General features: G+C 52.2%; 7 protein-coding genes. 4 read left to right on the plus strand and 3 right to left on the minus strand.

What is annotated here, in order from left to right; translation table 11 throughout:
- Positions 1-32 precede the first annotated feature (32 nt).
- Positions 33-7,388: an S-layer homology domain-containing protein gene (locus GSF01_RS26560; RefSeq protein ID WP_159888289.1), complete on the minus strand. Its 7,356-nt coding sequence runs from the start codon at positions 7,386-7,388 to the stop codon at positions 33-35.
- Positions 7,389-7,518: 130 nt separating this feature from the next.
- Between GSF01_RS26560 and GSF01_RS26565 the strand changes: the two genes are divergently transcribed.
- Positions 7,519-8,970 (plus strand): alpha/beta hydrolase, encoded by a 1,452-nt coding sequence (locus tag GSF01_RS26565; RefSeq protein ID WP_159888290.1) that lies wholly within the window; start codon positions 7,519-7,521, stop codon positions 8,968-8,970.
- 248 nt (positions 8,971-9,218) lie between these two features.
- Here the strand turns inward: GSF01_RS26565 and GSF01_RS26570 are convergent, their stop codons facing one another.
- Positions 9,219-10,106 (minus strand): cation diffusion facilitator family transporter, encoded by an 888-nt coding sequence (locus tag GSF01_RS26570; protein ID WP_159888291.1) that lies wholly within the window; start codon positions 10,104-10,106, stop codon positions 9,219-9,221.
- A 194-nt stretch (positions 10,107-10,300) separates the two neighbouring features.
- Positions 10,301-10,810, minus strand: a complete 510-nt coding sequence (locus GSF01_RS26575) for a hypothetical protein (RefSeq protein ID WP_235941751.1) — start codon at positions 10,808-10,810, stop codon at positions 10,301-10,303.
- Between the two features lie 80 nt (positions 10,811-10,890).
- Between GSF01_RS26575 and GSF01_RS26580 the strand changes: the two genes are divergently transcribed.
- The 3 genes from GSF01_RS26580 (at position 10,891) to GSF01_RS26590 (ending at position 13,390) form a co-directional block, all read left to right on the plus strand.
- Positions 10,891-11,247 carry a hypothetical protein gene (locus tag GSF01_RS26580; protein ID WP_159888292.1) on the plus strand — a complete coding sequence of 119 codons (357 nt, stop codon included), beginning with the start codon at positions 10,891-10,893 and terminating at the stop codon, positions 11,245-11,247.
- 258 nt (positions 11,248-11,505) lie between these two features.
- The gene (locus tag GSF01_RS26585; RefSeq protein ID WP_159888293.1) at positions 11,506-12,468 is read left to right on the plus strand and encodes an aldolase catalytic domain-containing protein; all 963 of its coding nucleotides are present in this window, start codon (positions 11,506-11,508) and stop codon (positions 12,466-12,468) included.
- A 97-nt stretch (positions 12,469-12,565) separates the two neighbouring features.
- Positions 12,566-13,390 (plus strand): SPL family radical SAM protein, encoded by an 825-nt coding sequence (locus GSF01_RS26590; protein ID WP_159888298.1) that lies wholly within the window; start codon positions 12,566-12,568, stop codon positions 13,388-13,390.
- Positions 13,391-13,541 lie beyond the last annotated feature (151 nt).

Consider the following 13,541-nt stretch of genomic DNA (forward strand, 5'->3'; position numbering starts at 1 on the left):
GACGAGCTGGTGTTACCCAGCAACCTACTTTACTACTCCAACACCTGAATCAAACGGCGAATCATTGTTGCCGCCTCAGCGCGTGTTGCCTTGGCAGCCGGCAGGAATTTGCCTGCCTCATCTCCTTGGATGATGCCGAGCTTCACCGCTGTACCGACTCCCTCTTGTGCCCATTCGGCAATATCGGCCTGGTCGACGAAGGAACGGTCTGCCGACTGCTCCGACTGCCCTGACTGCTTCACAAGCCGCGAGATGACGACAGCCATCTCTTGTCGGCTGATAGCGGCATCAGGACGGAATAGTCCATCGGCCCCTTGGAAAATACCTGCTTGCTCGACGGCTGCTACATAATCGGCATACCAAGCATCCGCCGGTACGTCCTTGAAGGTCGCAGCTTCGCTGCTCTTGTCTAGTTGCAGCATTTCAGCAAACAGCTTGGCGATCTGCCCGCGAGTTGTGAAGCCCGACGGGTCAAATTCCGTTTCGCTCACACCATCTACGATATGATGGGAGACCAGGAAGCGAATATCGGATTCCGCCCAATGCGAATCTACATCCGTGAAGGCCCGTTCGAACGAAGCAAGGCCAAATGTGCCTGAAGCTAGCAGCTCGATATCCAGCTTCCGACCGATATAGATCGGCTGGGTACCTTTGAATTCATAAGCTCCTAATAAAGCAGGTTCCCGCGTTGACGATGCGGCGAGTTTTAGAACCAACGGCTCGGAAGACGCTAGGTTAACCTGTTTGCCGTCTGACTGTTTCTTCGTCAAATTGATGCGAAGCACCGTGCTCGCAGCCTTGTATCCGACTGGATAGCTCGATCCTGTGGCCTTCATCTCCAGAAGCAGGGTTTCGTTATCTGTCAGCTTGAAGGCTTGGGACGGAATAGTCACGACGTTGTTCTGCTTCTGCAGCTTAATCGTGTAGCCCTTTGTTTGAATCGTGTTCCAAATATCTCCCTTGACGACAAGCGTATCCTGTTTTTCCGTCAAGGTAAGCTTAACTTCGTTACCCGAGAGGGCTTTGTTCAACATCACGATGTCCAGCAGCGCTTCGTTGGCTGCCTCCGATGGAGCAGCTCCGCCTCCACCGCCACCTGTCGTAGACTTCGGCTGTTCGACTGAGACTGCTGTCGTGAACGTTGCCATGCTGGCGGTTTCAAGTGGCTTTCCACTATAATCCAGCAATCCCTCTTCAATAACGACCTGATAGCTCTTGCCTGCCGTTAATGGAGCTTTTGGCTTTAATACAAGTGTTTTGGACAGCTTCTGCGTGTTATCGGGCTCAAACCAGCCGGTCTGCTGATTTCCGTCCTCCAGGCCTGCTCCACCGTCTACAGCCTTCACCTTGTATCCGGCCATATGCTCAAGTACCAGATCATAGGCCACATCGGCAACTTCTCTGGTCCCTTCCATTTGGATCAAGCGTACTTTTTTTGTATCTATGCTTGCTTCATCCATCGGACGGTCAAAGACGATCTCGACTTCGGCGTTGACGTTTACTTTCTCTTCCTTGTCAGCTGGTACTATCCGCTCTACCTTCGGAGCGCTCGTACGCACGAGAGGCACATTCAGCTGTGTTTCTGCAGGAGGTACGACTACAATGCGTGACGTATAGTCCTCGAAGCCTTGTTTGCTGAACAATACCCGCCAGTCCCCTTGAAGTACGTCCCAGCCATAACGGCCTTCGTTATCGGTGACCTGTGGATTCACCTGGCCGAACTTTTCCGCCAGCCAGCTCGACCATAAACCCGACAATGGATTGCGCTGTTGAACGACCGCAGTTACTCCTTGCAGTCGGTTGTCCATGCTGCCCTCGAATACGTAGCCAGAAGGGTCGATAAGGACGATAACTTCAATCAATGGGACGGTGATGCTAATCCCATTTCTCTTATAAGTCAAAGTGAGAAGCTGTTCTCCATAAGAGCTCCATCCATAAGGGACTTCACCCTTGAACGTACGGCCATCGGCCGAGCGTGTCAGCTTGTGTGTGCTTCCGATAAAGGAAATGAAAGCCTCGTCTACCTCATCCTCGAACGTAACGTTCACTTGGATCGGAGTGAATTCCGTAATAGCCATCGTTGCCACCGAAATATCCGGGTTCAGCTTGACATTCGAATTCCAGCCCGCCGTTACCGTTACATCCTGAATGCCCGTCACATCCGCCGAATAAATCACGGTAGCGATATCGGATGTCTGGCTAAGTGATACCGCAGAGTCACCGTCTACGACACGCGCGGTTAGTTTGAACTCCTGCTCGAGGTTCCCCTCTGTTACCGGCAGGAGAACATCGGTATGCCACCAGCGTCCTTCGGCCACCACGCGGCCCAGACGGACAGAGCCCGCAAAGACCTCAACAATTGAGCCGGCCTTTGTATTGCCGTATACCTTAATACGCTTGTCTCCCGTCACAGCAGGTGCGTTCAAGGTTACATATAAAACGCCGGTCGTTGCAATAAGCTCAGGCTGCTGCTTAGCGCCTTCTACAGTCGCATAAGCCGAAGTACGGATCGTCGGCTCCAACGCCTCTTTGACCAGTACCTTGAAGCTAATTACGCCTTGCTTGCCTGCCTCCAGGTTTCCTACAGGCACCTGGAGTATACCTCCAGGGGAAGCATTAAACAGCTTGCCGTTTAGCTCGACAGAGCCTTCTACCAGCTTCACACTGTTCGGCAGCTCAAAATTCCATACGACTGAGCCTGCTGCGGAACTGCTGTTGTTCTTATAGCTCAACCGATATGTCATCTCTTTGCCATATACAACTGTGCTGACTGACGAATCGAAGCTGTTGCCGGCTCCCGCGAAGATGCCGCCGTCCGATACCAGAGCGATGGTCACTTCATTGTTATCGGCAGCCAAATTCTTCGTCACGCTCGGATAGCCGTACAGATTGGCATTAACGGAATAAGTGCCCGGTGCCAAACCCCGTATTTTGAAATATCCGTCCTGATCAGTCCGTGCCCAGCCACCGGAGCTGCCTGGTTTAGAGGCATACACATAGACATGTTTCAGCGGCTTCCCGTCTTTATCGACAATTTTACCATGAATAAATTGATCGTTTTCCAAAGTAATATCCGCAAGAGTGTGGCTACCATCGGCAACCTGCTGTCCGCTGTAATTCACATAACCGACAGCTTGAACATTGAGATACAGCTGTCCCGCTTCTCCCAATCCCTTGAGACTGTAACGTCCTTCAGCATCGGTTCGAGCATAAGCGTAGCCTGCAGAGCCGCTGGCGGACACATCCGCATTGGCAACCGGAACGCCATTCTCGTTAATTATACGTCCTTGATAGGTGACCGCTGGCTTCAATACAACCAACAGCTCGCCGGTTAAAGGAGTGACCTGAACCGATTGGTACACTTGCTGGAACTCGGGTACGGAGATATTCAATGCATAGTCATCCGATGCGGCAATATCCGTCAATGCGATGCTTCCATAACGCCCATATACTTCCTCTTGGACGGTCGAGGATGCGCCGCCATGAAGCACATGCAGCGGATTAGGCCCATATACCCGCTCACTTACGTTCATGGTCCGTTGATAGCCGTACTTGTAGCCTGCATCCCAGCCGAACGCTTGAATCGCCGATGGGCTGTACAAGCTGAAGGATTCCAGAACATTCGTTTGCACGTCATCTCCAGGCATAAACACCTTCAAGTTGACATTGACCAGATCCTTCGTTTTCTTCCCGACAACAATCTTCAACGGCTCACTGACATAGTTGCGATTGCCATCAATGATGATCGTCTCCGTCTTGCCTGCGTACACGCCTTCTCCGGCAATCGTTATCGTATAAGAGCCGACCTTGAACCGCTTCAGCTCCGTCTCGCCGGAATAGGTGGTGAACCATCCGTTTGATCCGACATAGCCTTCCTTATTGACATTGCCCGCTATAGAAACGCGCAGTGCTTTGGATAGAGGTTCCTGCGTTTCCTGATCGATCAAACGTATTTTTATAGTCTTGGACAAGTGGACGGTTTCGATGTTGCGTGCTCGACCGTACTGGGTGTCCAGGCCCGTAACCAAGTTCGTATCGTATTCGCCCTGACTGATGACGCTTATAGAAGCCTTGCCTTCCGGGACACCCGCTACATCGAAGGTGCCGTCAGCTTTGGCAGTCCCGCTTACATATTGACTGCCGACCGATATGCGTACAATCGGCCTGTCCGTAACAACCTGTCCATCACGTTTAATAATTCCTGATATTGTCGCTCCGACTTTCTTGTTCGGCTCGGCCGTAAGCTCTGGCGTTTTAACTCCACTCTCAGGCTTGATCAAGTAGGCCTTCACCCGTTTCACTTCCGTGATGCCCGGTTCAATAGGGTATATTCCCTTGTATTTGCCTGTCGCCGCGGACAACGCAATCTTCTTCGTATCCTCTGCATTATCCTTAATGACGGTAACCTCTGCATAGGCCTCGATTCCGTCTCCTGCCGTACCCTGCAACTCGATCACCAGTTCTCCGCCGATCGGCAGCAAACCGGCAGTGCTTTCAATCGCTTGCGTTCCTACCTTCAGTTCGGACGCCCCGAACTCAGGAACGCTGTACGAAATCACATCCGACTCGGTCTTCAATCCTTTGCCGCTCACGGCTACTACCTTGAGCTCATAGGTTTTGCCAGCCTGGGCAGCTTCGTACACGTAGCTCGTGCTTTTAACGCCTTCCGCAACCTTGACCATCGCCTGTCCACGCTCGGCCGCATACACCTCATACGATGCAGCTCTTGCGGCAGCCTCCCACGACAGCTTGAGCCCCTGTCCCGCAAAGCTTGCTTTCGGCTGCGGCTTGCCCGGTGGCTCGCTAGTGTTTCCTGTCTCCAATGCTTCGGAGAAGGTGATATCCTTGTTCGGACCTATCGGAAGACTGTAGGTAAGCGTGTAGTCGTCCGGTTGGTTAACTATTTGGGCATACAAGTTATCTGTGGTCGAGCGTTCATCGCTAAAAATCAGCTTGCCGCTGCTGTCTACGACACGTAATGTCCCATTAATAGTACGATAATATTCATTTAAACTCTCAAATGGACGCTTATCAATAACGGCTTTCGAGTAGTATTGATATCCGTTTCCTCTTTCTACCAACACTTGATTCAGCGAATAATCTCCCTTTCGGATGAGAGCGGAAGTATTAAGATGGAGCATCTCCCTTCCATCCTGCGTATACGCATATTGGGAGATTGGGGCGAATGAGGCTGGCTGAATTTCGGTCCCGAACTCGAGCGTCGTAGCGTTCGTATAATTCCGGGAGCCAGTAGTCCAAATATGAGCCCAATCGTTCTCAAACGCCTCTTGCTCGATCCTTGCGAATCGGAACTCATAGGTGCCCGGCGTCGTGTACAGCTTGTTCAATCCATTGCCTTGCCAGATTAATCCCAGGTACGGAACGCTTTGATATCTGGAGTTCACAACCGTAAAGCTGTTGAAGCTTGCGCCCAGTTCCACAGGGACCATGCTCTGCTTGTCAACCCCGAAGGAAACCGTATAACTGTCCTGAGCAGGAATACTCAACGCTTGAGCGACATGATAGCCGGTCGTATCATCCCTGCCAATCATATGCGCCTCTAGTTCGCCAGGAGCCGTGAACAAGGTGCTCATCGTCTGGAACGAAAAGCCCTCCTGCCATTGCGGTATAGAGGCTTTTACTTGATGCTGCAGAAAAGGAAAGTACGCCGTCGGCTCATGAATAATGCTTGTTTTTACCAGATTGGGCTGAACCGGAATCTCCTTCATCGCCTGTAGCTTACTGCCCGGGATGACCTGATTCACAAAGTACGAAGCTAGCGGAACCCTGTTTTCGTTTGTGAGTAACAGAGAGGCTATTATACGATAGTCTTTATCCGTTTTAATAGGCGAGTTCACAGGCAGCGTGGCGGATGTGCCCGAACCGAACATGGAAGTCGATGCCGGTTGCCCGTTGTCCAGCTCCATGAATAAAGCAGATTCCCTGGATGCCGAGGAATAACCCTCCGGAAGCCGGAACGTAAGGCCTTGGGTCGAGCCCTCATTGCTGATGGTGAAGGTCTGATCCAAGGATGGTTTGACAACTGTATCCGGCAGCAAGGTTTCCGCCAGCTTCAATCGATAGCTGTCACTTTTAGGAACACCCTCTAGTCTCAAGTAGTATGTAGAAATGCCAGGATAAGTTCCTAACAGATTGTCATTTGCGTCATACAACTCATAGATCAGAGCTGTACCCGATGCATAACCGCCTCCACCACCTGATCCGCCTCCTGAATTGGATGAGCCAGAGCCAGAGCCGGTGGAATTGAGAGAAGTAGAGCTGCCGTCTTCGTTCCAAAGCGAGCGGGAAGGATTGCCCTGGTCATCCGCCGTCGCTACCCACAGGGAGGTCGGATTGCTGCCACCCCCTGATACGGTATGAGAGCTGTACCATGCATTAATAAGCTGATTATTATAGCTATCCTTATAACTAACATACATATCAATACCAAGCTGTGGGCTGCCCCACGCATTCGTATATTCTATCTTGCCTGTGAAATCTCTGTCTGCCTGCCAAACCATATCTTGATCAAAACTGACCGGGCTACTTCCAAAATGGAGATTCCAGTTATTAACTGAGGATGCAAATTCCACTCTGCCGATGGAGCCCTTGGAGGCATAAGCTTTTTTTCCGAAATATCCTACACCCGTATAACCCGAATTAATCGTAATATGCGCATTGGGCATAGTTTCGGGAGGGGTGATTTCCACCAAATCTCCATCGAAGGGAATGACTTGTCCGCTCGTATACGCAGCAGGTACCGCCTTCTGCAGGTAATAATACTCTTTTGACTCTTGGTTCCACACGTAAGCATATGCTTTAAAGCCTACGTTGGATGCTGCCCACATAGTTACTTTCCGTTCTTGATCGAAGTATCCATTGAACGCGGGAAGCTCGATGTTCTTAGAACCGTTCCCGGCTTGAGGAACCAGTACCAGATTGCCGTCCTCGGCATTCTTGTCATGCTGGAATACGTATTGTTTCAATTGGCCGGAGCTAAAGTCCAGTCCTCTGATGTCTCCCCCCGTGAAGCTGTAGTGATACAGCAAGGGTTTGCTTTCACCTTCATAGGAGTACCGTCCAGCGACAATCTCATAAGACTTGCCGGATAAAATAAACGCATTAGGGATAAAAAGCTCCCCATTGCGCAGAGACGCGGTATATACCTGATTAGCGTAACCCTGCAGATCCCCCCCGTTAGTATAGAGTACATGTTCGTACAAGGTAACATAGCCGCTACTTAGCGGATTACCCTGCTCATCCTCAACCACCGCCACCAGGCCGTTGAGTTCCTTGACCTCTGCCCTTACTGCAGGCAGTCCGCTGCCGAACAGCAGTACGAACGCCAGCATAAGCTGAAGCCACTTCCATGAAGCATGTTTACGCATATTCAAGCTTTCCTCCTCGGTTATTCTAAAATATTGTTTATTTTCTTGAAGCCTCCTTTAATCTTACCGAATCAAGCATTACAATAGCATTACAGAACCAGTACTTAAGACATGTCGAGGGGTGTTACGCATGGGATATGGCACGAATGGGGATAAGCCTACAGTCATATTGTTGCATGGTCTGGGCTTGAACAGCACCGCATGGGGTTCGCTGCTCGACTACATGTCAGCTTCATACCACATATACACGTATGACCTCCCTGGCCATGGCGGTGAACCTGAAGCTGGCGGACTCTTATCCTGGGAGAGTTTGTCCGCTCGTTTCGCCGAATGGGCGGATTCCATCGGGATTAGTCAGGCTCATTTGATCGGACATGGTTTAGGGGCCAACCTTGCGGTCAAGCTGGCAATTCGATACCCAGAGAAAATTCAGACACTGGGTCTCATCTCTACGCCAGGATTTTTTCCGCCCGAGTCAATCCAGCGTGGGTTTGAGAGCCGCGGCAAGCTATTGCGGAATGCGGACCGATCCGAGCTTGTCGAGTACATGCTCCAGTCATTAACCGTCAATCCCCGCCATCCCGATATACGGAACACGATATATACTAGCTTTCATCAGGTCTCCGCTCTGAGCTATATGCAGCTTATGGATTTGTACCGCGTTCATGACATTTTGGAAGACTTGAGACAAATCCAACAGCCCACGATGATGCTCTGTGGAGAGAGAGACCCTGTCTACACGCCTGCTCTCTCTGCGATTACGTCAAGCTATGTCAACAACTGTCGATTTCTTGTCGTCCCGAACGCTTCGAATCTGACATTTCTGGATCAACCGGAATGGACATCGTATTGGCTGCGGGAGCACATAGATGCTATCCATAACATGCCTATAGCTTTTCGCCCGGAACCATCTGCTTCCTCCTTGAATTCCATGAATTCACTTCATAAGATCATATACTGGGGGCAGCGTTCACTGCTCCATGAGCATGTGCTTCAGGTACAAGTTCTTCAAAGCTTCCATATCTCGGTTAACGGCCAAGAAATAGCTGCGGGCTGGAACAAGCGTTATGCAAAAAAGCTGATACTGTATCTGATTCTGTATCCGAACCCCACCCGTCAGCAATTGTATGATGACCTGTGGCCGGAAAGCGAGCTCCCCAAAGCGCAAAATTATTTACGAGTTTGCCTGAATCATCTTAAGTCTTTGCTCGAACAACATTCGACAGGGTTTGAATTTCTTCGTATCGACCGAGAGAATATCACCTTGCAGGGTAAAATCGTATGCGATCTGCTTGATCTCATGCATGACGTCCGTCAAGCGATGGAAGAAAAAGATGAGATTGCCAAGGAGACCCATATTATCCATATTTTAGACAAGCTTCCAAGGCATCTCCTTACTGGATATGTAGATGATTGGATTCTTGGAATCCGAGATAGGCTAGAAGAGCAACTGAGCGTTTTGACCTTGTGGTTGTCGAAGCGAAGACAATGGATAGCAGGGAATATTCCGATTGAACAAGAGGGTGAAGCTGCAGTAATCTCCTCGCACCCCCCTCTACTATTAGAGAAAGAGCTAGCCTAGTCTTATGCAGGTGAAGCAAGCAATGCTATCTGTGGATTCCAATCAAGTACGCCTGTCTTATGACGCGGCCTACATCTCCATATGAAAGCTTCTCCTTAAGCATAACGAAAGAAGTCCGCCCCTTTGACGGGACGGACTTCTTTCATAAAGATAACTGAGCACCGAGCAATCCAACTTCCTCGGGACCCGCACGTTCCTTTCCTAACAAGAAGTGCCTCCCTGCGCGCCCGCTATTACGATCACGCAGGTCACCGTCCTTCCTGCTCCTCCTCATAAGGCTCGATATGCACATGCACATTGCCGATATGGTGCTCATCCCGCATCCGGCGCTCGATCTCATCGCTGATATCGTGGCTCTCGCCTACCGATAGCTCCGCGCTCACTTCCACCACAACGTCCAGCAAGACGCTGCTGCCATGAATTCTGGCCCGAATATCCTTGATTCGCTTTACGCCTGGCGTCGCCTTAACTGTGTATTTAAAATCCTTCAGACGCTTATCGTCGAAACCATCCGTCAACGTATGCGAGGCTTCGGAGAAGATATCCCAGGCGGTCTTCAAGATGACGATGCCGACGGCCAGAGCTGCGATCGGGTCCAAAATCGGGAAGCCGAAGCGGGAGGCGATGATGCCGACGGCGGCCCCGATACTGACCAAGGCATCGGAGCGGTTGTCATGAGCGGCCGCCATCAGCGACTGATTCTGGATACGCCTGGCCAACCGGCTGTTATACAGATAGACGCCCCACATTATAGCGGAACAGGCCAGCGCGACCCAGGCTGCCAGCATGCCCGGAGCCTCGCGCTCGCTCTCTCCGAAGCTTCGGATCGCCTGCAGCACGACCTGCGTGCCGGCTACCGCCATGATGAAGGAAGCGACGAGCGATGCGATCGTTTCGGCTCGTTTATGGCCGTAAGGATGGTCCCGGTCCGGCGGCTTGCGCGAGATGCGCAGCCCGATCAGCACGGCCAGGGAAACGACGATATCCGTCGTGTTATTGATACCATCGGCAGCTAGCGCCTCCGATCCGGTTATATAGCCTATGGCAATCTTCAAAGCGGACAGCAGAACATAAGCGACGATGCTAACCCACGCGCCCTTCTCGCCCTCTTTCAAGTGATCATAAGCGGTATCCACGGTGATTCATTCCCTCCATCCTACTGTGAAAAACGTTTCTCACTCAAAGTCCATTCATCATAGCAAACGAAAGTTGAGTGGGTCTAGAGAAACAGTGTTTTCCGGGCTAATAAAAATAGGTGCAGGGCAACTTTGTTTTCCCGGTCAAATGTTGTGGGATGGGCCCAACGGTGTTGGGGGCGTTCAGGATCGGCTTACATATGGATACCGGCATCGAAGCCGTCGTAGTCGTCCCCGGACGGATCGAAGCTCAGATGTTCATCTTGATAAGCTCCGCTCGAACGGTTGACATAATCGGAAGCCGACGTATCTGGCCCATCGCCTGGCCCCTCCCAATCCTCGTTGACCAGATGAGCCGGGATAGGAATCATGCCTTTCGGGTCGTAGGCCAAGGCAAATGCCGCCGTCTCGCTGGGCGACTCGTCAGCCTCTAGCAATCTTCCTCCGTGCGCCTGCCCTATTTCCAGTGCGGAAATCAGATCTCCCCGCTCGACATCGATGTGCAGCACGGTCCGGTCCGTCTCCGTATGAAGACTCACGCGATAGCCGAGCTCCTCCAGCGTATCAAGAGCCATATAAGCATCATGGTTCGTAGCGAATTGAAAAAAAATCGAAGTGTTGGACAAGACTTCCCATTCCTTCCGATGAAAAATTTGGTTCTGCTTAGCTTGCCCCATCGTGAAAAGCTTATTCTTCCGCCGCATTCATACGAAACCGCCGGATTGCATAGGATGATAGCGGTTAAAGCCCGCTCACCTATCCTAAGGAAAGGAGGTGTTCCCAGATGTCCGTCGATCCTTCGGATCCGACCGAAACGCCGCAGCAGCCATCGCCCGAGGATGCAAAGGCGAATCAAGTCATTGCCGCAGCGGCTTATATTTTGTTCTTTCTGCCGCTGCTGGCTGCCAGAGAGTCCCGCTTCGCCATGTACCACGGCAACCAGGGACTTGTTCTGCTGCTTGCGGCCATCGCAAGCAATATCGTTCTAAGCCTGATTCCATTGCTCGGTCTTCTGCTCGTACCCCTGGCTAATCTGGCTGTTCTCGTTCTCTGTATCATCGGCATCCTGCATGCGGTTAATGGCGAGATGAAGCCGCTCCCTCTGATCGGAAATCTTTCGTTAATCAAGTATCAGGCTTAATCTAACTCGATAGGAATCACTAACAAGGCGTTCTATCTCCCGGGATGGAACGCCTTAAGGTGCTTCCCCCTCCATTCAGCAGCGAACTAGGCCGCCAGTAGGCAAATGGACGATTGCCACACGTTATGTAATTTGTTATCATTGACAAAAGAAACGGGCTGTGTAATATTTATAGTTAACACACACACTTTATCACTTAAAAGCTTAAAAGCCCAAAAGTTTCATGGACGTTTGCTGACTTTGGAGAGGGGAATAGTTATGAGCAAAAATCAACACAAGATTTTGGATTGCACGATCCGCGATGGCGGTTTGGTTAATAATTGGGACTTTAGCGTCCAATTCGTCAAGGACATGTATTATGGTCTTAGCGAAGCCGGCGTCGAATATATGGAAATCGGCTATAAAAACTCCGCAAAGCTGCTCAAGGGCGCAGATGCCGGTCCTTGGCGCTTTCTTAACGAGGATTTCCTGAAGGAAGTTATCCCGAACAAAACGGATACGAAGCTGTCCGCCCTTGTCGATATCGGCCGCGTGGATGAGAAGGATATTCTTCCCCGCGAGCAAAGTCTGCTGGATCTGATCCGTGTGGCCTGCTACATCAAGGATGTAGACAAGGGGCTGGATCTTGCCCAAAAGTTCCATGACTTCGGATACGAAACGACGATTAACATCATGGCCCTTACCCATGTCATGGAGAACGATCTGAACGAAGCGTTCGAGGCTATCGCCAAAAGCCCGGTAGACGTCGTCTATATCGTGGACTCCTACGGCAGCATGGACTACAAGGACATTGACTACCTCGTATCCAAGTTCCAGCGCCTGCTTCCGGATAAGAAGCTCGGCCTCCATATGCACAATAATATGCAGCTTGCGTTCTCCAATACCATCATGGGTGCCAGCAAAGGCGTCGAGTTCCTCGATACCTCCGTATACGGTATGGGCCGCGCGGCCGGCAACTGTCCGACCGAGCTGCTGGTCAGCCATCTGAAAAACTCCAAGTACGACGTTCGTCCTGTCCTTGGAATTATCGAGAAGCATATGATCGCGATGCGCGAGAAGTGGGAGTGGGGCTACATCATTCCTTACATGATCGCCGGGGTATTGAACGACCACCCGCGTTCCGCTATGGCTGTTCGTGCCAGCGAGGACAAAGACAAGTTCGTCGATTTCTATGACAAATTGACTTCTCCGGAAGCTATGCCAGCCGGCTCTTCCGACTAATAGCTGCTCGGCCACGAAGCCCGGTCATCACCGCTGAACAAGCGGCGATGGATCGGGCTTTCTGCCGGCCAGCGGGAAAGCGAGTGATAGGATGAGCATGAAGCCCGAACTGACCCATACCTCGCCCAAGCGGCTGTTAAATCCGGCCTCCGGCTTCCTCGCCGGGTACACCCACACCCTGAATCCTTATGTAGGCTGCGCCTTTGCCTGCTCTTATTGTTATGTGCGCGAGATGCCCGTGGCCAAATTCCGCGGCGTCCCATGGGGGCAATGGGTGGACGTAAAAGCAGACTCCGCGGCTCTGCTTCGCCGGGAGCTGGACCGTGCCGGACGTAAGGCACCCGTCACGATCTTCCTGTCATCCAGCACAGACCCCTATCAGCCTGCCGAATACAAGGCAAGGCTGACAAGGTCATGGCTCGAAGCGATGGCCGATTCGGAAGCGCTGCAGTTCGTCATGGTCCAGACGCGGAGCCCGCTTGTCACCCGCGACCTCGACGTCCTGCAGCGGCTTGGCTCCCGCGTTCGCGTCAGCATGACGGTCGAGACCGATCTGGACGCGATGCGCAAGCTCTTCACCCCCGCAGCGCCTCCGATCGCGGCCCGGCTCCAAGCCCTGCAGCGGCTGGCCGAGGCCGGCATTCCGACGCAGGCGGCTGTCTCTCCCCTGCTGCCCTGCAGCGGGGAACTGGCGAGCCGCCTGGCGGATACAGGGGTCCAGCGGGTGGCGCTGGACGATTATTTCCGCGGCGACGGCTCCTTGGGTCGCCGCACAGAGCGCCTCGGCATCCGGGAGCTGTATGCGCGCCATGGACTGGAGGCGTGGTACGACCGCGCCGCTCTGGAGCGGGTGCGCGAGGAGTTGGAACGCCGCTTCGGAGCAGAGCGGGTACGCGTGAGCCAGGATGGCTTTTTGCCGTAGCTACGCGGCTCACCGTGCAGCAGTCTGCCTCCTTACGCCCGGTGAGCCGCTCTTTATACCGATAAGGGGCTGACTGCCTACGCTCACAGTCTACGTTCATAGCCGCAGACAACGGAAGGCTCATCCAAGCTCTATGCTCCCTGCCCAGCCT

This window comes from Paenibacillus puerhi (assembly GCF_009846885.1).
Lineage (GTDB): Bacteria > Bacillota > Bacilli > Paenibacillales > NBRC-103111 > Paenibacillus_G > Paenibacillus_G puerhi.